This window comes from Rhodoferax sp. PAMC 29310 (assembly GCF_017948265.1).
Classification (GTDB): Bacteria; Pseudomonadota; Gammaproteobacteria; order Burkholderiales; family Burkholderiaceae_C; genus Rhodoferax.
Genome location: NZ_CP072852.1, coordinates 173,021 through 194,853 on the forward strand (window position 1 = coordinate 173,021; position 21,833 = coordinate 194,853).

Here is a 21,833-nt window from a genome sequence, read left to right on the forward strand (position 1 = left end):
CACCAGGCCGTGCCGTCGCCTGGCACTGATCACAGGATATGCCGCACGAGTTTTCGGATCACGGTTCGGTCTTGGCCGTCTCTGAGGACTGTCTCGGTTTCGACGCTGAATCGGCAGTGCTCACCGGCCGGCGTGATGATCGACAGATCGTTGACATCGGCGGCGGAGGCCATGCGGTGTCTTGCATAGCCCGGGCCCTGTTGGAGCGGGGGAAGACGGGTGGTTATGAATGCTTCGATGCGTGCGGCGCCGTGAATGTCGCCGAAGGGCGATGCCGTGGACCAAGTTGCTTGCGGATGCAGCAATGCCGCTGCGGCGCTGCCATCTCGCCTGTCCACGCCATCGAGAAACCGCATCAAGAGCGACCGCTTGGAGTGGCGCGCGGCGAAGGTGGTGTGCAGCAGTGCGTGTGCCTCAGCAGAGTTCGGGTGTTTCAACTGCGTTGCATACAGTTTCTGAACATCCTGGTTTTCGTGCGACCGCCGCTTCGGTGCCTGTTTGTCGATTGCGTAGATGGCTTTCATGCGCTTTTCGAGAATCAGCGGGTCCATGGACTTGGGTTCACCGCCGCCGCCCAGGCAACCACCGACACAGGCCATGACCTCGATGGCCACGAAGTCCTGGCGCCAGCTGTCGTCCTTCAACAGTTCTTGCGCGGCGGCGATGCCATTGCAGATGGCAACCCGACCCAGCCCGGGCACTTCGGCGGTTTTTATTACCTTGTCCACGCCCCGCAGTTGGTGCCATTCCAGCGGCAGGGTGCTGCTTTGGCCGAGGAAGTGCGCGGCGGTGCGCACCATCGCCTCCATGACGCCACCCGAGGCACCGAAGATCTGGCCAGCGCCGGTGCTTTCGCCGAGCGGGTTGTCAAACGTGCCGTCGTCGGCCAACGCGCCAAAAGCGATGCTGCGCGCCCTGATCATTTTGGCCAGCTCGCGCGTGGTCAGCACATGGTCCACATCGCCGGCCATATCGGGTCGCCGGGCTTCGTCTTTCTTGGCCGTGCAGGGCATCACGCTCACCACATAGGGCTCGTCTTCGCCGCTGGCGAATGCAGGGCCCAGCGTGCTTGAAAAGACGCCGCGTTTGGTCATGGCGCCGTGCATTTGCTGTGGCGATTTGGTGGTGCTCAGGTTGGGCAGCAGATCGGGCCGGTTGATCTCAACCCAGTTCACCCAGCCCGGGCAGCACGATGTGAAGAGAGGCAGCCGTTGCCCGACTTTGAGCCGTGTCATCAACTCAGTGCCTTCTTCCATGATTGTCAGGTCGGCCGCAAAGTTGGTGTCGAAGACGTGGTCAAAGCCCAGTTGCCGCAGCGCATTGATCATGCGGCCGGTGCTCACGGTGCCGGGTTCCATGCCGAACTCTTCGCTGATCGCCACACGTGTTGCTGGCGCTACCTGCACCACAGAAACCCGCCTGTGGGCATCGAGCGTATGGAGTACGTCGTGCCAGTCGGGCGCTTCGATCAGCGCGCCGACGGGACACACCAGTGTGCACTGGCCGCAGGATATGCAGTGGGTGTCGGCCAGAGATTGATTGAATACAGTGACGGGCAAGCGGTCAGACCCATGCCCCGCGAAACCGATCACGTGTTGGCGTTGTCCCGCATCGCCACAGGCATCCGCACACAGGCCGCATTCAACGCATTTCGACAGATCGCGCCAGATGCTCGGTGAGGTGTGGTCCGTCAGGCGGCGTTCGGGATGGTCGGGCGAGCCTCGAGGAACAAACTCAAATGCATTCACCACCTGGTAGTCGCTGGCCAGACCTTGCAACTGGCAAGCGCCGTTGGCTTCGCAGCGCATGCAGTCGTTCGGGTGCCGCGCCAGCAGCCATTGCATGTTGGTTTCGCGGAAGCTTCGCAGGGCTGCGGAGTCGGTCGTGATGCAGCTGGCCTCTTTTGCCACCGTGGCGCACGCCGGTTGTGGTTGTACTTCACCCTCCACTTCGACGAGGCACATGCGGCACACGGCGCGCGAGGGCAGCCGGGGATAGTGGCAAAGCGTTGGCACATGCACGCCGGCTTTGTTGGCGGCGTCCAGCAAGGTCGACCCCTCGTCAACCTCGACAGACCGCCCGTTCACGGTCAGATGGATCATGGCGTTCCGGTTATGAATGGCAAATGCCGGGAGCGTGGATGGGAAGCAGAGGACCCCATCGCCTTGGAAAGCATAGGTCAAAACGCGCAATTTATCCAGTGCGGCGACTTCCTCAGACTTGTTTCGATGCCGATGGGATTGCGCAGGGTGCGTTTATCCAGGGCGGGGACGCGGCCCTATCGAAACAAGTCGGCATCGGATCGCGCCTTTGAGCCGGACTGCCCGTCGGCCAATTCCGTCTGAAAAAACTGCGAGAAGTCGCAACTTTCCTGCGAGAGCTGGATGATGGACGAAATCAACGCGCTCTTGCGCTCACCCCGATGCAAGGCCACGTATTGCACCTCGGGCAACGCGAGGGAAGTCTCGATCACGCCCAGCACACCGGCGCGCAGGCGCCGGGGCCCGGTGGCCCTGCTGTGCGGCCAATCTGTAAGCCAAGGGCTGTGCCCTGGAGCCGCCCCTGACCTGAACCCTTACAGTGTTTGTAGCGCTTGGGCAGGCAGACGAGAGCCTGATGGCCGTCTCAACATCGCTCTGGCAGTTTCTTTCCAAAATTTCATGCCAAATTGGCCTCTAGCCCCTATTTAATAGGCGGAAGCAGCTATTCACTTGATAGTGCTATGTGTATCCAAAACTGCTCCCTGTCAAGCCTGCGCAGCGCACGGTCATCCGTTTTTTCCCGCAGGCCCCGCTTTATTCAGCGACTTTGCGGGGGGGGGCGTCGGTTTGTTGAACACTGCGGGATGACGCGAGTGTCGAGTCAGTTATAAATCAACGACTTACAACTATGGGGAGAAAAAATGGCTCAAGACGGCTTTGTTCATCAGCAGGATTCACTTCGTTCGTTCCTTAGGTTTCAAAACTACCTACCCAGGCTGTGGACAGCATGAGTTCAGTCATTATTCGGAGCGCGGAGTTGTCCGACGCTCGGGCGCTTGCAAAACTTGCGGCGCGCACGTTTGAAGAAACCTTTGGCGCAGACAACAGTCCAGAAGACCTCAAGATCCTTTTGAAGGCATCCTATGGCGAAGCGCAACAAGCCCATGAGATTGCAGACAAGGATGTTCGAACTTTGCTCGCTTACCTGGACAAGGAACTCATCGGATTCGCTCAAGTGCGTCGCAAGATTTTTCCGACTTGCGTTGTGGCTCAGAACCCTGTTGAACTACATCGCTTCTATCTGGCTCGCTCTGCCCACGGAACAGGAGCGGCCGAGCCGTTGATGGTCAGCGCACGCGAGGCCGCTCAAGAACTCGGGGGTCTGCATTTGTGGCTCGGTGTCTGGGAGCGCAATCCAAGAGCGATTGCTTTTTACCTGAAGTCGGGTTTTACGCAAGTCGGGAGCCACAATTTCGTAGTCGGCAGCGACACGCAGACGGACTGGATTTTCATCGCGCCGCTCCCGAAGGCGGGCGCGAGTTCAACTTGACCATTATTTCCAGCGGATCGCCTTCGGTAACGGCTGAATTCGAACCCTAGGCCACCAAACAACCATCATCACTCCATGTCCATCTCAAGAGCCTACTCGGCGTGGGCCGCCAACTACGACGCCGACCCCAATCTCACCCGCGATCTCGACGAAGAGGTGACCCGCCGTCTATTGGGGGATGACCGGATTCCTGTCGTGGTCGAAGCCGGGTGCGGAACGGGCAAGAACACCGAATACTTCAGCCGCATCGCCGACGAAGTACACGCCCTCGACTTCTCGGAAGGCATGCTCGCAGTGGCGCGCAGTCGTGTGACGTCGCCCAATGTGCTCTTTCAGCAAGCGGACCTGACTTCTGACTGGCCTTGCCCGGCAAAAATCGCGCACCTCGTCTCCTTCAATTTGGTGCTGGAACACGTTGAACTGCTGACGCCGGTCCTGCGCCAAGCCACCGATACGCTCGTACCGGGTGGCAGGCTGTTTATCAGCGAGTTGCATCCGTTCAAGCAGTACCAAAGTCGCCAAGCCAGGTTTTTGGAAGCGACGGGTCAGGAGGTCAAAGGTCAGGCCTACACGCACCACATCTCCGATTTCCTCAAAGCAGCCGAGGCGTGCGGGCTGGAGCTGGTTCGCTTCAACGAGTGGTGGCACCATAAAGATCAACCGGATTCAGTTCCCCGTTTGGCCACCTTTTTGTTTCGGCTTCCGTCAAGTGGCGCTGCGACCTGACCCCTCACTCAATCAAAGCACCACCTTCACCATGCTTATTTCCGGAACGCAAGCCCTCATCGTTGGCGGTGCACTCAGCACCGCGGCCGCCGTTGCGCATCTGGCCTGCATTCTTCTTGGGCCAGCGACGTACCGCTTCATGGGCGCAGGGGAGAAGATGGCTCGCGCCGTCGAGGCCAAGCGGCTTCGCCCCACGCTCGTCACACTCGCTATCGCCGGTATTCTCTTCACTTGGGCCGGATACGCATTCTCCGGGGCAGGTGTGATTGGCCACCTGCCGTTTACCAAAGTGGTTCTCCCCGCCATCTGTGTCGTTTACCTGGGGCGAGCACTGGCTTTTCCGCTCCTCAAGCCGCAATTCCCTGAAAACTCCCAGACCTTCTGGCTGGTCTCTTCGGGTATCTGCCTGGTCATTGGGCTGGTGCATGGTTATGGGGTGTTTCTGCAGTGGCTCATGCTGTGACGCCTGTCCCTCAAGTCAAACGTTAAGTGCGAATGACGACATTTTCTGCTGAGGAGTTGGCCCATCGCCGCCCTGTTTGGGAAGCGCTCTCTGACCTGTTCCTGGACACCGACGTTTCCTTGATCAGGCAGTGGTGCGTGGACATTTTGGTAGCGTCGCCTTGTTCAGAGGACGAGCTCGAGTTCATCTTGATTGATGAGGTTTACCCGGTTTGCAAGTACAACTTGCTGAGTGTGGCGGGCGTGTGGTCCGGGTTTGATCTGCAGTGGCTGGAGAGTCGTATTTTGCAGCGCGCCTCATCCCGGTGGAAGGCGTTTCATTCATGGAATCTTGGGCGGTTGACGGTCCCCCGATCAATGGAGTGGCGCGCTACGAAATCCGCCATTCGCGTCGCGAGCGAGAAAATCATTCACTAGCGCCACGCTATGGACTCTGCGCGAAAGCCCGCGGGGGCTAGCGAATTCGATCATTGAACGTCAGCGCCGGCCCACAATCAGTTTCTCTGTCGGCGCCGGATCAACGTGACTTGGGGGGGGCTTCATACCGACAACGCTGCTGGATCGATCGGCCGTGAAAATTTATAAGATATTGGCCTCTAGCCCCGGTTAAGCCAGCGTAGCTAGCTATCAAAAAAATAGTAACTTTGGTCCCGCCGGCTATTCAATGTATTGCGCAGACGGTATTTTTTCGTCTGCGCCTTTGGTCCAATGCGGTACCAAGGCGCCATCAAGGCCTTCATAGCGTGATTCGTCGCTAAACAAGCCTTGCAAGGCCGCTTTGAGTTGGTGCAGGCGGATGTCGTCGGCCGGCGCGTTGTCCAGGGTGTCGTTCAGACAAAAGAAGTGCAGGTCTCCAAAGCCCTGGATCACGCGGTCCATGCATGAGGCCTGAGGCGCCTCACCGGTTGCAACGTAGACGTGCGCATAGTCCCGCATCCGGGCGTGGCCATGGGCCAGGGCCCAGCGCATCACAAAATCAGAGACGATGGTCGGCTTATCCCAGGCGCGAAAGACGGTGCTGCGCACCTTGCTGAAAAGCTCCGGGGCAATGGCCTCCAGCGCGAACAACATGGACTTGCGCATGGCGCGAGGCGAATGGGCGAACGTTTGGTAGGTGTGGTGATAGTGCAGCTGCAGGCCGTCAGACGCGTGGGCGTCCAACCACGCGATCGACAGGCGGCAGGCGTTTTCAAGTGCGTTGGAATCTTTTTTCAGCGGGCCCGCAGGTACTGCCAGATCGTCGGACCAACCGGCATAAATGCCATCGTCCCAAAACCAGTCGGCCAGATCGACAGGCGCGCCAAAGAACACGTCGTCATTGAAATAGAAGTAGCGCTCCGACAGGCCAGGGATGCGATGGATGTAAGACTCAATATGGGCGGAGTCAAATGTTGGCAGTGCGTTGGCAGGAATCAGATCGCGATGGTCCACGATGCTGAGTTGCGGATGCGCTTGCAGCCAGGCAGGAACCTGGCCATCGGTGACGATGTAGACATGCCCGTGTTCCGGAAAAAATCGGTCCAGCGCGCGCAGGCTGTAGCGCAGTTCATCGTTGTCGCGAAATCGGCCTTCGACGTCGCCATGGGCGGCTATTTGCTGGCGTTGGTTTGTATCCAGTTTTTGCTGTGCGGCCAGGCGCTTGCTGCGCCAGGCTGGGTCGCTGCCATCCACCCAGAGATAGACGATATCGACGGGTCCGTTTGTGTTCATTTTTAGGTGTTCTTGCGTGTCTTGGGCCCCGGCCGGCAGCCGGTGCAGAGGTCGCATGTTAGGGCACAGGATGAACCTGTGCTTACCGGGGGGCTTTGTTTCGAAGCGCCTGAGGCAGATGGCGCTTGCCAGGGCCAAATCGGCGACATCAGTTTTCTTGTTTGTTTTGGTGAATTGATGAGAAATTGGCTTCTGGCCCTCGTGGAGCCTGCGCAACCAGCTATCAAATAAATAGTAACTTTGGGTTCGCCGTTTTTGCGCTGTGTTGCGCAGACGGTGGCCCTTGGCGGGCGGCTCCGTCCATTGGGGGTGCAAACGGCAGAGGGCAGGGACGGGGCGGTAAAATCAACCGCTTCAGGCCGGTTCGCCTCTGCGTGGCCTGATTTCGTTTTACCCCATGCCCAAACCATCCTTGAGCCAACTGCTGTTGGTTTCAGGGCTTGAGTTGGCGGCCCCAGGCCCTTTGTGGACGCCTGATCCGACGAATATTTGATCTGACCGGTTGCTTCCGGTCGTCAACGACCGTGCATGTTGTTGGGCGGGGCATTTTTGGCGCCGCTCAGGCCCTGTTTTTGACTGGATTGACTCTGAACCATGACGCGAGCATTGACGCGTACCCATCTCCATAGCTCCAGGCTCATGCGCGTGCTCGCTGACCTGTCGGTGATGGACGCCGCGCAGGCGGGCACGGCCTTTGCTGAAAAGCTGGGCCAGTGGATGAACCTGGGCCACGCGATCACGCTGCATGGCGCGCTCAATGCGGGCCCAGCGAGCATCAAAACCCCGGCGCCAACCGGCTTGCGCGCGGCCTTGGGTGATGAGTTCAACCGGGTGCGCACCGGGTTTGAGACCGTCATCAACACGCCGCCCAGCGCCAAAGGGGTTCGCACGCGCACCGGCATGCCTTTGCCAGACCTGTTGTTGCCGCTGGAAATGCCGTCCGCCTTTGAGCCCTACCGGCGCTACTACCTGGCGCAGCAGCGTGACATGGAGTTGGGTACACGCCCGTTGCGGGCCAAGGCCCGTGATGTGCTGGCCCGCACCTCGCCCGCGCTCAAAACCCTGGCCACGCTGGATGCAGCGCTGGACGACATCTTGAATGACCGCGAAAGCAAGCTGCTGGCCAATGTGCCGGTGCTGCTGGAGAAACGATTCACGCAACTGCGCAAAGAGCACGAATACAGGCTGAGGACCACGGGTATGACCGACATTCCAGCCTACTGGATGCACGCCGGCGGTTGGCTGGCGCGCTTTCGCACCGATTTACAAACCGTGTTGCTGGCCGAGCTGGACTTGCGCCTGCAACCCACGGTGGGGCTGATTGAAGCCCTGAACCACGAGACCTCACCATGAATAAATACTTGTTTGCCATCGCTTTCGGCCTGGGCGCCGCCGCTGTTGCTTGGGTGGGCAGTGGCTTCATTGGCACCAACTTGCTGGCGTTGACCATGACGGCCCTGATCGGGGCGGTGTTTGTCTTTGGCGCGTGGGAGTTACGGCAGTTTCGCCAAGCCACGTCGGCGTTGGCCAGTGCACTGGCCGCCACGCCGGCGCAGCTCAGTGATTTGGGCGACTGGTTGTCGGGCGTGCCTGCCTCGCTGCGCACCACCGTGCGACTGCGGGTGGAAGGCGAGCGGGTGGGCTTGCCCGGCCCGGCGCTGACGCCATATCTGGTGGGCCTCTTGGTGATGCTGGGCATGCTGGGCACGTTTTTGGGCATGGTCGTGACGCTGAACGGCGCCGTGTTTGCGCTGGAAGGCACCACAGATTTGACCGCCATTCGCGCGGCACTGGCCGCGCCCATCAAGGGCCTGGGGCTGGCGTTTGGTACGTCGGTGGCGGGTGTGGCTGCGTCGGCCATGCTGGGCTTGATGTCGGCCTTGAGCCGGCGCGAGCGGGTGCAGGCAGCGCAAGCGCTGGACAGCCAGATTGCGACCACGCTGCGCGGGTTCTCCATGGTGCACCAGCGACAGGAAACCTTCAAAGCCCTGCAGGCCCAGTCGCAGGCTTTGCCCGAGGTGGTGACCCATCTGCGGGCCATGATGACGCAAATGGAGCGCATGAACGAGCAGCTCAATGAGCGCCTGGTAGGCAATCAGGACCAGTTCCACAAAGATGTGAAGGGCGTTTACACCGACCTGGCCGTGTCCGTGGACATGTCCTTGCGCAACAGCCTGAGCCAAAGTGCGCAAATTGCCGGAGAGAGCCTTCAACCCGCCGTGGACGCGGCCCTGAACGGCATTGCCGCGCAGGCCAAGCTGATGCATGAACGCATGGTCGATACCGTGCAGTTGCAACTCGATGGCCTGACCGAGCGCTTCGGCGCCACCGCGTCCACGGTGGCCGCTACCTGGACCGGCGCCTTGGCCAGCCAAGAGCAAGCCAACGCCAAATTGGTGGGCGGCGTGGAGCGCACCTTGGGTGCGTTTGCCGACACCTTTGAACAACGCTCTGGCGCGCTGGTCACTTCTGTGAACAGCGCTTACGCCACGTTGCAAGCCGACCAAGCCAGCTTGGATGCCCAGCGTCTGCAGGCCTGGACGCAGTCGTTGCAAAGCGTTGGCGCCACTCTGCAAAGCGAATGGCAGGGCACCAGCGAGAAAACACTGGCCCAGCAGCAGGAAATTTGCAGCACGCTTACCCAAGCCGTGCAACGGGTGAACGAGCAGACACAGGCCAGCGCGGCCCAAACGCTGGCAGACACCACCCGTTTGATCACCAGTGCGGAAGATTTGATGCACTCGCGAATGGCGTCTGAGGCGGACTGGACCACGCAGCACCAGGAGCGCATGGCGGCGCTACTGAGCCGTCACGAGCAGGCCAGCACCATGCTGGTCAGCGGCGTGGAGCGCACGCTGGGCGCGTTTGCCGACACATTCGATGCGCGCTCTGGGGCTTTGGTGGCATCGGTGGGCACCGCCTACGCGAGCCTGCAAACCGATCAGACGGCTGGTGACGCCCAGCGGCTGCAACTGTGGACGCAGTCTCTGGAAGGCGCCAGTGCCACGCTGCAGCGCGAATGGCAGAGCACGGCCGACAAAACACTTGCCCAGCAGCAGCAAATCTGCACCACGCTGACCGAGGCCGTACAAAGCGTCACCGAGCAGGCCCAGACCCGGTCTGCCCAAACCCTGGGCGACGCCACCCGCCTGATCACGAGCGCCGAAGAACTGATGCGCTCACGCCTGGCGGCTGAAGCCGAGTGGATTGCCCAGCACAACGCGCGCATGGAGGCGCTGTCTACGCAGGTGCGCACCGAGTTGGGTGCACTTCGTGCCGAAGAAGCCCAGCGCGGCGACGCCGCTGTGGCGCGTCTGGCTGAGCTGCAAACCGCGCTCACCGGGCATTTGACAACGCTGGGCACCGCGCTGGAAGACCCCATCACCCGCCTGATTGAGACCGCCTCTGAGGCACCGCGTGCGACTGCTGACGTGATTGGGCAACTGCGCAAGGAAATCTCCAGCAGCGTGGCCCGAGACAACGAGTTGTTGGAAGAGCGCAGCCGCATCATGGCCACGCTGAACACCTTGCTGGAGTCCATTAACCATGCCTCGGTGGAGCAGCGTGCGGTGATTGACTCGCTGGTGGCGACGTCCGCTGTGGCACTCAACACGGCCGGCAGCGAGTTCTCTGACAAGGTGGGGGCTGAGGCCGTCAAGCTATCCGACATTGCCGCGCATGTGACCAGCAGTGCGGTAGAGGTGTCCAGCCTGAGTGAAGCCTTTGGGTTTGCCGTGAACTCCTTCAACGAGGCCAACGAGAAGCTGATTGCCAACCTGCAGCGCATTGAAGGCGCCATGGACAAATCCATGGCCCGAAGCGACGACCAGTTGGCCTACTACGTGGCGCAAGCGCGGGAAATCATTGACCTGAGCCTGATGTCGCAAAAAGAGATTTTTGAAGAACTGCGCCAGTTGCCGGGCAAGCAGGCTGCGCCGGCTGAAGAGGTCGCGTGATGGATGACATGGACGAAAGCGGCGAGTCCACGGCGCCCATTTGGGCGGTGTTTGGCGACCTGATGTCGGGCCTGTTGGGTGCGTTTGTGCTGATCCTGGTCGGCGTGCTGGGCGTGCAGATGGAGCTGGCCTCGCATCTGGATGCCGAGGTGAAGCTGCGCCAAATGGAGGAGCAGCGCCGCATCACCCTGGAAAAGGCGTTGGCGGTGCCGCTGGCTACAGGGCGCATCACGCTGAACAACGGGCGCATTGGCATCAGCGGGCAGGTGTTGTTCTCACTGAACTCGGACCAGTTGCAGCCGGAGGGGCGGCAACTGCTCAATAGCTTGGTCACACCACTACAGTCGTATTTGACGTCGCGCAATGAAATGCTGATGGTGAGCGGCTTTACCGATGACCGCGCCATTCGCGAAGGCAACAGCCGTTATATCGACAACTGGGAGTTGTCTGCCCAACGGGCCTTGACGGTGACCCGCACCCTGATAGACGAAGGCATGCCCTCGTCGCTGGTATTCGCCGCCGCCTTCGGGGCTGAGCAGCCCGCCACGCCCAACGTGGACGAGGCCGCGCGCACGCAAAACCGGCGCGTGGAAATGGCACCGGTTCCCAAAACCAGTAATTCGCCCACCCTGGCCCCCGCACCCAAATTCTTGCTCAAACCATGAGTGAACTCCATCACAGCAATACAGAGCTTGCAGGGGCCAAGCCGCCTCTGGACGCCCGCGCTGTGATGTCGGCCCTGCGACAAGCCGGCGCCGCTCGGTGGGACCCGGTGCGTCTGCACTACCTGCAGGCCTTGGCACAGCGGGCCGATGCGGAGGCAGGACGGGTCAAGGAGCTGCTGGAAGCCCGCTTGGACAACGCCGTGGCCGCATTCAAGGCCCGGTTTGACCGCGCCTTGAACGACGCCCAAGGTGCGGTGGACCACGCCGTGCCAAACCACCCGCAGGCCGCTGCGGAGTTGCAGCGATTGCTCAAGGCCGGTGATTGCAAAGGGGTGGCTGTGCACATTGCCAGCCTGAGCAAGCCCGCTCCCCGCAGCGCCTTGGGCGAACTGACCCACTACATCGCCCAGCACGCGGCCGACGGCGCCGGGCAGAGCGGGGAAGTGATCAGCGGCTTGGGCCAGCAGCCCGAACTCAAAACCAGCCGGGTGTTCAGAAACACCTGGTCCAAACTCAGCGTGGATCGGCAGGTGGCCAAGGCGCTGGACCAGGCGCCCAAGAACGCCGGCCCCATCAACTCGCACATGCTGGTGCTGCGCTCATTGACGCTGATGCGAGACATCTCGCCCGACTACTTGAACCGCTTCACCTCCTACGTGGACACCCTGCTGGGGCTGGAGCAAACAGAAAAAGGCAAGGCGCCCAGCGCGCCCAAAGCCGCCGCTGGCGACGCCGCCAAAAAAGCCAAACCCCGGCGCGCCAAGGCCAAATGACGTAAAAAAAGCGCCGCACCTTGCGGCGCGGCGCTCTCTGGAGCCCTTCGCAGACCCGGGCAGGGCCTGCGTTTCGACGTTACTTGTACTCGCTCACTGGCACGCAAGAGCAGAACAGATTGCGGTCGCCATAAACGTTGTCCACCCGGCCCACGGGCGGCCAGTATTTGACTTGCTTGAGTGTGGCGAGCGGGAAGGCGCCGACTTCGCGCGAATAAGGGCGGTCCCAGGTCTCGCCCATCAGTGACGCGGCCGTGTGGGGGGCGTGTTTGAGGGGGTTGTTGTCCTGGGGCCACTCGCCGCGCTCGACCTTAGCGATTTCTTCACGGATGGCGATCATGGCGTTGATGAAACGGTCCAGCTCGTCCAGCGTTTCGCTCTCAGTAGGCTCGACCATCAGCGTGCCCGGCACGGGGAAGCTGAGGGTGGGCGCATGGAAACCGTAGTCCATCAGGCGCTTGGATACATCTTCGGCCGAGATGCCATTGGCGCCGCCGCTGGTTTCCTTCAAAGGCCGCAGGTCCAGAATGCACTCGTGCGCGACATGGCCGTTGGCGCTGGCGTACAGCGTGGGGTAGTGGTCTTTCAGACGGGCGCTGATGTAGTTGGCGCTCAGGATGGCGATCTCGGTTGCCGATTTCAGGCCCTCGGCGCCCATCATGCGGCAGTACATCCAGCTGATCGGCAGCACCGCTGCATTGCCCAAAGGCGCCGCAGACACCGCGCCCACGCCATGGCTGGGCACACCGCCGGTCACGTGGCCGGGCAGGTAGGGCACCAGATCAGCTACCACACACACCGGGCCAACACCGGGGCCGCCGCCGCCGTGGGGGATGCAGAAAGTTTTGTGAAGGTTCAGGTGACTCACGTCGCCACCAAACTCGCCGGGCGCAGCCACGCCAACTAGGGCGTTCATGTTGGCACCGTCCACATAGACGCGACCACCATGCTCGTGCACCAGGGTGCAGAGTTCTTTCACGCTGGTCTCAAACACGCCGTGCGTGCTGGGGTAGGTGATCATCACGGCGGCCAAGTTATCGCTGTGTTTTTCGCATTTGGCTTTCAGGTCAGCCATGTCCACGTTGCCTTGGGCGTCGCAAGCGGTCACAACCACCGTCAGGCCGACCATGTGGGCGCTGGCGGGGTTGGTGCCGTGCGCGCTGGAGGGAATCAGGCAGATGTTGCGGTGGCCTTGGCCGTGGGCCTCATGAAAGCCTTTGATGGCGAGCAAACCGGCGTACTCGCCCTGTGAGCCGGCATTGGGCTGCAGGCTGATGCCAGCATAGCCTGTGGCCTGACACAACCAGGCGCGCAATTGCTCGTCCAGCTCTAGGTAGCCCAGCAATTGACTGCGCGGCGCAAACGGGTGAATGCGGGCGAACTCGGGCCAGGTGATGGGAATCATCTCGCTGGTGGCGTTGAGCTTCATGGTGCAGCTGCCCAGCGGAATCATGCTGCGGTCCAGCGCCAGATCTTTATCGCTCAGGCGGCGGATGTAGCGCAGCATGCCGGTCTCGGAATGGTGCGTGTTGAAGACCGGATGGGTCATGAAAGGGCTGGTCCGGCGCAGCGCGGCGGGCAGCAGATTGTCCAAACCTTGTTCAAACGCGGCCACGGTGGGCAGGGCGGCGCCGTCTTTGGCGAAGAAGCCAAACAGCTCTTCCACGTTGTCACGGGTCGTGGTTTCATCGAGCGAGACGCTGAGAGAAGTTGCAGAGACTAAACGCAGGTTGGCGCATGCAGAAAGTGCGCGAGCGGCTATTAAATCAGTAGCGTCGTCGGTTTGGATGGTGAGCGTGTCAAAGGCGCTGGCGTGGGCCAGGGTGTAGCCCATGTCTTGCAAACCACGCGCCAGAATGGCGGTGAAGGTGGCCACGCGCTGGGCAATACGGACCAGGCCTTGAGGTCCGTGGTAAACCGCGTACATGCTGGACACCACCGCCGGCAAGACCTGTGCAGTGCAAATGTTGGAAGTGGCTTTTTCGCGGCGAATGTGCTGCTCGCGGGTCTGCAATGCCAAACGGTAGGTGGGGTTGCCGTGCACGTCCACACTCACGCCGACCAAGCGGCCGGGCAAAGAGCGTTTGAATTCGTCGCGGCAAGCCATGTAAGCAGCGTGTGGGCCGCCGTTGCACAAAGGCATGCCAAAGCGCTGGGTCGTGCCCACAGCAATGTCAGCACCCAGCTCGCCCGGGGGCGTTAGCAGGGTCAGCGCCAGCAGGTCGGCGGCCATGATGACCACGCCGCCTTTGGCTTTGTAGGCCGCAATCCATTCCTTGTCATTGCGCACCACACCGCTCACGCCGGGGTATTGCAGCAGCACGGCGAAGCTGTCCTCAGCCAAGCCTTCGTCACCGTTGCACACCTTCACAGTGATGCCCAGCGGCTTGGCGCGAGTCTGTATCACTTCCAGCGTTTGTGGCAGCACCTGGTCGTCCACCAGGAATGTCATGGACTTGGACTTGCCCACGCGCATGGCCAGCGTCATGGCTTCGGCAGCGGCGGTGGCTTCGTCAAGCATGGAGGCATTTGCCATGGGCATGCCGGTCAGGTCGGCCACCATGGTTTGAAAGTTCACCAGCGCTTCCATGCGGCCTTGGCTGATCTCGGCCTGGTAGGGCGTGTAGGCGGTGTACCAGGCGGGGTTTTCCAGGATGTTGCGCAGAATCACGCCCGGCGTGTGGGTGTCGTAATAGCCCTGGCCGATGTAGCTCTTGAACACATGGTTCTTGGCCGAAATCGCCTTCAGCTCGGCCAGCGCGGCGGCTTCCGTGATGGCTGCAGGAATGTTCATAACGGATTGGCGGGCAATGGAGCGCGGCACGATGCCGTCAATCAGATCGCGGCGCGAGGCCGATCCGACGACTTTCAGCATCATTTCTTCATCTGCCGCTTCAACACCAATATGGCGGGCGATAAATTCGGAGGTGTTTTCGAGTGTTTTTAGGGGCAGGGGAGATTGCATCGACATGAGGACTCACAAACCGTTCGCCTCAAGCCTGTCGAAGGGCGAGCGAAACAAGGGGGGGAATGGGCTACGACAGGCTCAGCCGGCGCGGGCCGCAGCCCGCAGCCCTATTTAGGCGCCAGCGGAGAAGCTGGTGTAGCTGGTTTCGTCCATCAGGGCGTCCAGCTCGGCCGGGTTGGACAGCTTGACCTTGAAGAACCAGCCGGCGCCCAGTGGGTCGGAGTTGGCGAGAGCTGGGTCAGCGCGCAGGGCTTCGTTCACCTCGATGATCTCGCCGGTGACGGGCATGTAGACGTCAGCGGCGGCTTTCACGGATTCGACGACGCCGGCAATGTCTTTGGCAGCAAAAGTGGCGCCGACTTCGGGCAGGTCCACAAACACCACATCGCCCAAGGCATCTTGCGCGTGGTGCGTGATGCCGACGATGGCGGTGTCGCCGTCAATGTTCAGCCATTCGTGGTCAGGGGTGTACTTGATGGTCATGGAGGCGCTCCTAAAAAATGATGAAAGGTGTCAGTCGTTGAAACAGTAAAAATTCTGTGTGGGCTTTAACCCTGGCTTTTAGCCGCGGAAGTAGTTGGTGGGCACAAACGGCATGGCCACTACCTCCATGGGCACGGCCTTGCCGCGCACCATGGCGTTGATCTTTGTGCCCAGCGCGGCCAGTTCAGGCGGCACATAACCGATGGCCACTGGCTTGTCGATGGTGGGGCCCAGCAGGCCACTGGTCACTTCGCCAATGCGGTTTCCAGCCAGGTCTTGCAATTCGGTGTGGTCACGCACGGGAATGCGCTCCAGCGCCATGAGTCCCACACGTTTTCGGGTTGCAGCGCCCGCGCCACCTGCGAGTTGCGCTAGTATTTTGCTAGCCCCCGGAAAACCGCCGGCACGGGCGCCATCAGTACGTCGCACCTTTTGCATGGCCCAGTTCAGAGTCGCCTCGACGGGCGTGGTGGTGGTGTCAATGTCGTTGCCATACAAGCACAGACCGGCTTCCAGGCGCAGCGAGTTGCGCGCACCCAGACCAATGGGCTTCACTTCAGGCTGGGCCAGCAGGGCGTGGGCGAGGGCGTTGGCGTCGCTCTCGTGCACGGAGATCTCAAAACCGTCTTCTCCGGTGTAGCCACTGCGGGTTAAAAAGACGTGAATGATTTTTGTGCCAGCGTCTACTTTGAAGTTGCCGCCAGTCATGAACACCAAGTTTTCCACGCCGGGCGCCAGGCGAGACAAGACGGTGACGGCCTGTGGGCCCTGCAGTGCCAGCAAGGCCATCTCAGGCATGGGAATCACCTGGCAACGCTCGCCGATCTTGGCCTGGATGTGGGCAATGTCTCCGATCTTGCAAGCACCGTTGACGATGACAAAAATCTCGTCATCGCCTTTGTTGAAGAACATCAGGTCGTCAATGATGCCTCCGTCGTCATTGAGCAGCAGACCGTAGCGCTGTTTTCCCACGGCCAGATCGATCACGTCCACCGGCATCAGGGTCTCAAAAGCGGCGGCGGCGTCAGGGCCCACCAGACGCAACTGGCCCATGTGGGACACATCAAACAAGCCGGCGGCCGTGCGGGTGTGGTGGTGTTCGGCCATCAGGCCGGCGGGGTACTGCACGGGCATGGAATAGCCGGCAAATGGCACCATGCGGGCGCCCAGCGAGACATGCAGATCATTCAGCGGAACACTAAGCAGCGCGGCAAGAGGGGGTGTGGTGGCAGTCATCAGCGAACTCCGGTTCGGGCGCGTGGCGCCCAGGGGCGTATCCAAATCCGAAGGTTTGACGCGATGTCAAACCCCTGGCCTGTGCCCCCGCTGTCCGCTCTACCTGAGAGATTCACCGGGCCAACGTCAACCCGGGTGGGCTGGCAGACTGCGGTTTGCTCCTTCGGTGGGCCAAATCCGGTTTGGCCTCTCTCCAGTGGGGAGACGCGCTGGGTGGTGACACCCTGACGCGCTTGTCAGTCCTTTTGCCTGAGCGTTCAAACCGCTGCAATCAGCGGTTCTGCGCCTTCGGCGGCTTTCTCTGGGAAAGCTCTCTCCTGACGAGTCGGAATTCTAATGCAGGCCGGCAGTGATCGATCTCAATCCGTCCAAACTGCCTTGGATTCCCACTGGGTCACCCAGGCGGGAATTTGGTTCGCTGGCATCGGGCGGGCTATCCCATAGTCTTGTGCCATTTCGCAGCCCAGCGACAGAAGCGCTTGGCCCTGGGCAGCCGTCTCAACCCCTTCGGCGACCACGTTGCGTCCAAAGGCCTGGGCCAGGCCTATGACGCCCTTGACGATGGCGAGGTCGCTGGGGTCGTCTAGCATGTCCCGAACAAAAGTCTGGTCAATTTTCAAGGTTTGCGCCGGCAGGCGTTTGAGGTAGGTGAGGGAGGAGTGACCGGTGCCAAAGTCGTCCAGCGCAAAGCTCACGCCCAAGGCATGGCAGGCGTGCATGGCATCACAGACTCGGTCGTAATCTTCCAGTGCGCTGGATTCCAGCACCTCAAGGCCTAGGCGCTGTTGCGGCACGTCCGGGTGCTTGGTCAGAATGTCGCTCAGGCGTTCGGCAAAGCCGGATTGCTGCAACTGCGCTGCATCCAGGTTCACGCTCACTTTCACATCCAGTCCTTGTGCCAACCACGCGCTGGCTTGGCTCAGGGCGGTCTCAATCACCCATTCGCCGACCTCCATGCTGATTGGGTGGCCTGCCATGAGCGGCAGAAACGCTGCGGGCGGCAGCAATCCCTTTTCGGGGTGTTGCCAGCGGATCAGCGCTTCCACGCTAGTGACAACGCCCGACTGCATATTGACCTTGGGTTGGTAGTGCAGAACGAACTCACGGCGGTCCAGCGCGGTGCGAATGTTTTGGAGCCCTTCACGGCGCGACTGAATGGCCACGTCCTGCGCGATGTCGAACAACTGGTAGCGGTTTTTCCCCGCTTGCTTGGCGGCGTACATGGCCTGGTCGGCATGGCGCATCAGTTGGTCGGCGTCCGCCGGGTCTTGCGGATAAAAAGTCACGCCCATGCTGGCAGATACGCGAACAATGATGTGATCTTTTTCGCCTTGTTCGTCAGGCGCCGTCGAAACCGTCACAGGAACCGCTGCCGCTTGTAGCAGACGCTCCAGCACAGGAATGCCATCGTCGGGTTCTGACAGGTTGCTCAATACGGCCACAAACTCGTCTCCGCCCAGGCGCGTCAAGGTATCTCCCTCACGCAAGGCGATTTTCATACGACGTGACACCTCAATCAACAGCGCGTCCCCGGCGGCGTGCCCGTACTCGTCGTTGACCTCTTTGATGTTGTCCAGGTCCAGATAAACCACTGCCAATGAGTGGTTTTGGCGCTGACACTGATTCATGGCGTGGCTGAGTCGGTCGGCCAGCAGCAGGCGGTTGGGAAGGCCCGTCAAACTGTCGAAGTGGGCAGCCCGCTCCAGCTCGCTTTGGTGCCGTTTGAGCTCCGTGATGTCGGAAATAAGACCGACATAGTTTTGCGCCACACCGTTCTCATAAAGCACGGCGCTGACTGTCGTCCTTTGGGCGTAGATTTCGCCGTTTTTTCGTTTGTTCCAAATTTGGCCCTGCCAGTGGCCCCGGCGGTGCACTTCGCGCCAAATGGACCCGAAAAACTCGTCGTCATGGTGCCCGGATCTCAGTATTTCGGAGGATTGCCCCAAGGCCTCCTCACGGCTAGACCCTGTGATAGCGGTGAATGTGTCATTGAGCTCGACAATGCGACCCCTGGCGTCCGTGATCGTGATTCCCTCGCCGGCATGGGTAAACACACTGGCGGCCAATTTCAATTGGGCCTCGGCGAGTTTTCGAGCGGTGACATCGAACATCACGCCTCGCAGCCAGCGCGGTTGACCGGCCACCGCGACCACTTTCACGATGTCGTGCAACCAGACGATTCGGCCATCTTTGCTGATGAAGCGGTACTCAAAATCGTGGGCCTCAGGGCGGCTGGTACAAGAGGCGCAGTACTCCAGCGCCCAAGACCGGTCATCCGGGTGCAGGTTTTGGACCCAGAATCCCGGAATTTGCCATTCTTCAACGGTAAAATCCAGCAGGTGTTCTGCATCCTGACTCACGAAATTGAAGCGAAAGGTGGTGGCATCGGCTTCCCAGACAATGCCGGCGGTTGAGTCGACTAAATCGCGAAACTGCTGTTGAGAGGCGACCAAGGCCTGTTCTGACTGCTTGTGTTCGGTGATGTCCTGGTAGATCCCCAGCGAGCCCACTACATCGCCTGCATCGTTGTGCAAAGGGACTTTTGACGTCTGAAACCAAGCAGGCGTCCCGGTAGGTGAATTGAAAAATTCCTCGTATCCGAGCTTCGTTAAGTTGCCTTGCATCACCGATTGGTCATCGAAGCGGAACTTTTCCGCTTGCTCAGCCCAGGTCAATTCCTCGTCGGTCCGGCCGAAGATCTCCTGGACGCAGGTCAATCCCGAGTCGCGTGCAAAAACCAGGTTGCCGCCGACGTAACGAGACTGGGTGTCTTTCCAGAAAATTCCGATCGGCGCGGTGTTGACGATGGCCCGTAGCAATTCGTTTGAGGCTGACAAATCCGCTTTCGAGTCACGCGAACGAACCACTTCTTTCGCCCGATCAGATGCCGACGTCGCGATTTGATCTTCTTGTGCGGGCTTCTTGGGGGACATAAATTCGAATGCGGTGTGCCTATCGGCCTAGCCGGCAAAGCGCGGGCACGCAGTTCATGCATGGAGTCGGGACGGGAACATTCACTATGAATGAGTCCCGTTGGATGATCAGACCATGTGTCCTCAGGCCACCCGCCCCGGCAAGTCCAGTGGCAGGGCGGTGGTGCTTTTGATTTGCTCCATGGAGAAAGCGGAGGACACACCAGTCAAGGGGCCGAGCTGGATGAGTTTTTTGTAGAAGCGATCAAAGCCGTCGATGCTGGTGGTGGCGACTTTGAGGAGGTAGTCCACATCGCCGCTCATGCGGTGCAGTTCCAGCACTTCCGGCATGGAGGAAACCGACGCCGTAAATTTCGCGAGCCAGGCTTCATCGTGCTGCGAGGTACGAACGCTCACAAACACGGTCACGGGAAGTCCCACTTTTTGGCGATCCACGATGGCGACGCGTTGGGTGATGAAGCCCTCGTCTTCCAGTCGCTTCACCCGTTTCCAGCAAGGCGTGGTGGACAGACCTACCCGTTCGCCCAACTGTGCAATAGACAGGGTGCCGTCGTGCTGCAAGGCTTCCAGAATTCCAAGATCCAATCGATCTAGCATGTTCATTCCTTAATTTGTTATTTTTGTAGTTTGTTATTGACTAATTAATCGCGAATAGTAGGTTGAAAAGAATTATTTTCTAAGACTGTTTTCATAAACTCATGCACTTCTATGTAGGAGAGTGCCATGTCCGCCAGCCCCATTTACCTCGACAACAACGCCACCACACGCGCCATGCCCGCCGCGCTGGCGGCCGCCCAAACCGCCATGGCGGAGGTCTTTGGCAACCCCAGCAGCGGGCATTGCACGGGTCTGGTGGCCCGCCAGATGCTGATGAAGGCCCGGGAATACACCGCGCAAGTGCTGGACAGTGGCGAGGGACAATTGATCTTCATGAGTGGCGCCACAGAAGGCATCCAAAGCGCCGTTTTTTCCGCTTTGATGAACATCCGGCAACGTCGGGAGCGGGGCGAGCCTGTGGGGCGTTTGCTGGTGTACGGCGCCACCGAACACAAGGCGGTGCCCGAGGCCCTGCGGCACTGGAACGCCGTGCTGGGCCTTGACCTGGAGGTTCGGGCGCTACCTGTGTGCGGCCACGGACAACACCAATTGGAGGTGCTGGCCCAGTGGATGGCAGACACGGCTTTGCTGTGCACCATGGCGGCAAACAATGAAACTGGCGTGGTGTCGGATCTGGTGGGCATTGAGCGAGTGCTCACCGCCCACAACCCGGCCGCACTGTGGTTGGTGGACTGTGTGCAGGCGCTGGGCAAGCTGCCCTTGAAATTGCGGCAGACCCGCATGGACTACGCCACCTTTTCTGGTCACAAACTCTACGGCCCCAAGGGCATTGGCTTGTTGTATGTGCGCGCTGGCAGCCCTTACACCGCCATGATGGCGGGCGGCGGTCAGGAAGGCGGCCTTCGCGCCGGAACCGAGAACATGCCCGGCATTGCCGCCTGGGGCGCGGTGATGCAAGCGCTGCTGGAAGGGCGCACCTTTCAACCCGGGAGTCGCTTGTTGGCGCACCGGGAGCAACTGGCGCGAGCACTCTCCACCGCGTTTTCTGGCGTGGTGTTCAACGCGCCTTTCAGCTTGGCGGTGCCGACCACGCTCAACTTCTCGGTCCCCGGGGTGAGCAGCAACACCTTGCTGGCCTTGTTTGACGCGGCGGGCGTGCGGGTGAGTGCGGGCAGTGCCTGCTCGGCCGCCAAGGCAGAACCCAGCTATGTACTGGTGGCCATGGGCTTGCCAGAGTGGCAAACCACGTCAGCCGTGCGCCTGTCGTTTGGGCCGCTGGATGAACCCGCCTTGATTGAGCGCGCTTGCGCGGCCATTGTGCGGTGCGGCGAGGTACTGGTTCACGCCCGCGATCACGATGCGCCCACAGTCAGCCTGCCGCCCGCTTCGATCAGCCGGCCCAAGGCGGACGCTGACCAAACTCTACTCCCGGTGGCTGCGCTGACCTGGGGGGAGTTGGCGGCGTTATTGAACCAACACCCTGACACCCGTGTGGTGGACGTGCGTGAAAATTATGAGCATCTGGCCGGCACGCCACAGGCTTTCGCATCCCAGGTGGTGAACGTGCCGCTGGATCGTCTGGATCAGCATCTATTGGACTGGCTGGCAGAGCCGGCGCGCCCCGTGGTGTTTTTCTGTCGCACGGGCAACCGCAGTCACCAGGCAGCGCAGCAGTTGCTGCGCAAGGGGCATCCCCACATCCGTCACCTTGCCGGTGGACTGGCCTTGTCCTGATGCAGCTTTCCTTCGATTGCTCTTTATTTAATAGCTAGCGGTGCAATGAATTAGGGGGCTAGCCACCAACTTTTCACAAAATTTCCGCTACCGAGGCC

General features: G+C 60.6%; 17 protein-coding genes and 2 riboswitches. Of the genes, 9 read left to right on the top strand and 8 right to left on the bottom strand.

The annotated features are described in order from the left end of the window. Nucleotides 1-29: 29 nt before the first annotated feature. Both J8G15_RS00865 and J8G15_RS00870 read right to left on the bottom strand, forming a co-directional pair. Nucleotides 30-2,048 carry a [FeFe] hydrogenase, group A gene (locus tag J8G15_RS00865; protein ID WP_240538402.1) on the bottom strand — a complete coding sequence of 673 codons (2,019 nt, stop codon included), beginning with the start codon at nucleotides 2,046-2,048 and terminating at the stop codon, nucleotides 30-32. 230 nt (nucleotides 2,049-2,278) lie between these two features. Further along, nucleotides 2,279-2,473: a hypothetical protein gene (locus tag J8G15_RS00870; RefSeq protein WP_210545316.1), complete on the bottom strand. Its 195-nt coding sequence runs from the start codon at nucleotides 2,471-2,473 to the stop codon at nucleotides 2,279-2,281. Between the two features lie 515 nt (nucleotides 2,474-2,988). Between J8G15_RS00870 and J8G15_RS00875 the strand changes: the two genes are divergently transcribed. The 4 genes from J8G15_RS00875 to J8G15_RS00890 all read left to right on the top strand — a co-directional run bounded on the left by J8G15_RS00875 (nucleotide 2,989) and on the right by J8G15_RS00890 (nucleotide 5,136). Next, nucleotides 2,989-3,531: a GNAT family N-acetyltransferase gene (locus J8G15_RS00875; RefSeq protein ID WP_210545317.1), complete on the top strand. Its 543-nt coding sequence runs from the start codon at nucleotides 2,989-2,991 to the stop codon at nucleotides 3,529-3,531. A gap of 75 nt (nucleotides 3,532-3,606) precedes the next feature. Continuing rightward, the gene (locus J8G15_RS00880) at nucleotides 3,607-4,257 is read left to right on the top strand and encodes a bifunctional 2-polyprenyl-6-hydroxyphenol methylase/3-demethylubiquinol 3-O-methyltransferase UbiG (protein ID WP_210545319.1); all 651 of its coding nucleotides are present in this window, start codon (nucleotides 3,607-3,609) and stop codon (nucleotides 4,255-4,257) included. 31 nt (nucleotides 4,258-4,288) lie between these two features. After that, entirely contained in the window at nucleotides 4,289-4,720 is a 432-nt protein-coding gene (locus tag J8G15_RS00885; protein ID WP_210545321.1) for a hypothetical protein, read from the top strand. Nucleotides 4,721-4,752: 32 nt separating this feature from the next. Then, on the top strand, nucleotides 4,753-5,136 hold the full coding sequence (locus J8G15_RS00890; RefSeq protein ID WP_210545323.1) for a hypothetical protein: 384 nt from the start codon (nucleotides 4,753-4,755) through the stop codon (nucleotides 5,134-5,136). Between the two features lie 240 nt (nucleotides 5,137-5,376). Here J8G15_RS00890 and J8G15_RS00895 read toward each other — a convergent pair whose 3' ends face one another. Then, nucleotides 5,377-6,429: a stealth family protein gene (locus J8G15_RS00895; RefSeq protein WP_210545326.1), complete on the bottom strand. Its 1,053-nt coding sequence runs from the start codon at nucleotides 6,427-6,429 to the stop codon at nucleotides 5,377-5,379. 594 nt (nucleotides 6,430-7,023) lie between these two features. On the opposite strand from J8G15_RS00895, the gene J8G15_RS00900 reads away from it, so the two are divergent. The 4 genes from J8G15_RS00900 to J8G15_RS00915 are packed head-to-tail and all read left to right on the top strand — an operon-like array spanning nucleotide 7,024 to nucleotide 11,823. Continuing rightward, the gene (locus J8G15_RS00900) at nucleotides 7,024-7,782 is read left to right on the top strand and encodes a DUF3348 domain-containing protein (RefSeq protein WP_210545327.1); all 759 of its coding nucleotides are present in this window, start codon (nucleotides 7,024-7,026) and stop codon (nucleotides 7,780-7,782) included. Then, complete coding sequence (locus tag J8G15_RS00905; RefSeq protein ID WP_210545329.1) at nucleotides 7,779-10,385, top strand: DUF802 domain-containing protein; 2,607 nt, start codon at nucleotides 7,779-7,781, stop codon at nucleotides 10,383-10,385. Before J8G15_RS00900 ends, J8G15_RS00905 begins: the two co-directional genes overlap by 4 nt. Beyond that, nucleotides 10,385-11,050: an OmpA family protein gene (locus J8G15_RS00910; RefSeq protein WP_210545331.1), complete on the top strand. Its 666-nt coding sequence runs from the start codon at nucleotides 10,385-10,387 to the stop codon at nucleotides 11,048-11,050. The genes J8G15_RS00905 and J8G15_RS00910 overlap by 1 nt, the downstream gene beginning before the upstream one ends. Next, entirely contained in the window at nucleotides 11,047-11,823 is a 777-nt protein-coding gene (locus J8G15_RS00915; RefSeq protein WP_210545333.1) for a DUF2894 domain-containing protein, read from the top strand. The genes J8G15_RS00910 and J8G15_RS00915 overlap by 4 nt, the downstream gene beginning before the upstream one ends. Nucleotides 11,824-11,902: 79 nt before the next feature. Here J8G15_RS00915 and gcvP read toward each other — a convergent pair whose 3' ends face one another. From gcvP to J8G15_RS00940, 5 genes are all read right to left on the bottom strand, one after another. Continuing rightward, nucleotides 11,903-14,794, bottom strand: a complete 2,892-nt coding sequence (gene gcvP / locus J8G15_RS00920; protein ID WP_210545334.1) for an aminomethyl-transferring glycine dehydrogenase — start codon at nucleotides 14,792-14,794, stop codon at nucleotides 11,903-11,905. 108 nt (nucleotides 14,795-14,902) lie between these two features. Further along, nucleotides 14,903-15,274, bottom strand: a complete 372-nt coding sequence (gcvH, locus tag J8G15_RS00925) for a glycine cleavage system protein GcvH (RefSeq protein ID WP_210545335.1) — start codon at nucleotides 15,272-15,274, stop codon at nucleotides 14,903-14,905. 78 nt (nucleotides 15,275-15,352) lie between these two features. Next, on the bottom strand, nucleotides 15,353-16,510 hold the full coding sequence (gene gcvT, locus J8G15_RS00930) for a glycine cleavage system aminomethyltransferase GcvT (protein ID WP_210545337.1): 1,158 nt from the start codon (nucleotides 16,508-16,510) through the stop codon (nucleotides 15,353-15,355). A gap of 80 nt (nucleotides 16,511-16,590) precedes the next feature. Continuing rightward, nucleotides 16,591-16,717: riboswitch (glycine riboswitch) on the bottom strand. A 20-nt stretch (nucleotides 16,718-16,737) separates the two neighbouring features. After that, a riboswitch (glycine riboswitch) is annotated at nucleotides 16,738-16,840 on the bottom strand. Between the two features lie 29 nt (nucleotides 16,841-16,869). Beyond that, on the bottom strand, nucleotides 16,870-19,443 hold the full coding sequence (locus J8G15_RS00935; RefSeq protein ID WP_210545339.1) for a bifunctional diguanylate cyclase/phosphodiesterase: 2,574 nt from the start codon (nucleotides 19,441-19,443) through the stop codon (nucleotides 16,870-16,872). Nucleotides 19,444-19,566: 123 nt separating this feature from the next. Continuing rightward, nucleotides 19,567-20,046 carry an Lrp/AsnC family transcriptional regulator gene (locus J8G15_RS00940; RefSeq protein WP_210545341.1) on the bottom strand — a complete coding sequence of 160 codons (480 nt, stop codon included), beginning with the start codon at nucleotides 20,044-20,046 and terminating at the stop codon, nucleotides 19,567-19,569. A 120-nt stretch (nucleotides 20,047-20,166) separates the two neighbouring features. Between J8G15_RS00940 and J8G15_RS00945 the strand changes: the two genes are divergently transcribed. After that, complete coding sequence (locus tag J8G15_RS00945) at nucleotides 20,167-21,735, top strand: aminotransferase class V-fold PLP-dependent enzyme (protein WP_210545342.1); 1,569 nt, start codon at nucleotides 20,167-20,169, stop codon at nucleotides 21,733-21,735. The last annotated feature ends 98 nt before the right edge of the window (nucleotides 21,736-21,833 follow it).

Coding starts and splice junctions, on each gene's coding strand:
- J8G15_RS00875 (WP_210545317.1), top strand. CDS start 2,989: ATGAGTTCAGTCATTATTCGGAGCGCGGAGTTGTCCGACGCTCGGGCG.
- J8G15_RS00880 (WP_210545319.1), top strand. CDS start 3,607: ATGTCCATCTCAAGAGCCTACTCGGCGTGGGCCGCCAACTACGACGCC.
- J8G15_RS00885 (WP_210545321.1), top strand. CDS start 4,289: ATGCTTATTTCCGGAACGCAAGCCCTCATCGTTGGCGGTGCACTCAGC.
- J8G15_RS00890 (WP_210545323.1), top strand. CDS start 4,753: ATGACGACATTTTCTGCTGAGGAGTTGGCCCATCGCCGCCCTGTTTGG.
- J8G15_RS00895 (WP_210545326.1), bottom strand. CDS start 6,429: ATGAACACAAACGGACCCGTCGATATCGTCTATCTCTGGGTGGATGGC.
- J8G15_RS00900 (WP_210545327.1), top strand. CDS start 7,024: ATGACGCGAGCATTGACGCGTACCCATCTCCATAGCTCCAGGCTCATG.
- J8G15_RS00905 (WP_210545329.1), top strand. CDS start 7,779: ATGAATAAATACTTGTTTGCCATCGCTTTCGGCCTGGGCGCCGCCGCT.
- J8G15_RS00910 (WP_210545331.1), top strand. CDS start 10,385: ATGGATGACATGGACGAAAGCGGCGAGTCCACGGCGCCCATTTGGGCG.
- J8G15_RS00915 (WP_210545333.1), top strand. CDS start 11,047: ATGAGTGAACTCCATCACAGCAATACAGAGCTTGCAGGGGCCAAGCCG.
- gcvP (WP_210545334.1), bottom strand. CDS start 14,794: ATGTCGATGCAATCTCCCCTGCCCCTAAAAACACTCGAAAACACCTCC.
- gcvH (WP_210545335.1), bottom strand. CDS start 15,274: ATGACCATCAAGTACACCCCTGACCACGAATGGCTGAACATTGACGGC.
- gcvT (WP_210545337.1), bottom strand. CDS start 16,510: ATGACTGCCACCACACCCCCTCTTGCCGCGCTGCTTAGTGTTCCGCTG.
- J8G15_RS00935 (WP_210545339.1), bottom strand. CDS start 19,443: ATGTCCCCCAAGAAGCCCGCACAAGAAGATCAAATCGCGACGTCGGCA.
- J8G15_RS00940 (WP_210545341.1), bottom strand. CDS start 20,046: ATGAACATGCTAGATCGATTGGATCTTGGAATTCTGGAAGCCTTGCAG.
- J8G15_RS00945 (WP_210545342.1), top strand. CDS start 20,167: ATGTCCGCCAGCCCCATTTACCTCGACAACAACGCCACCACACGCGCC.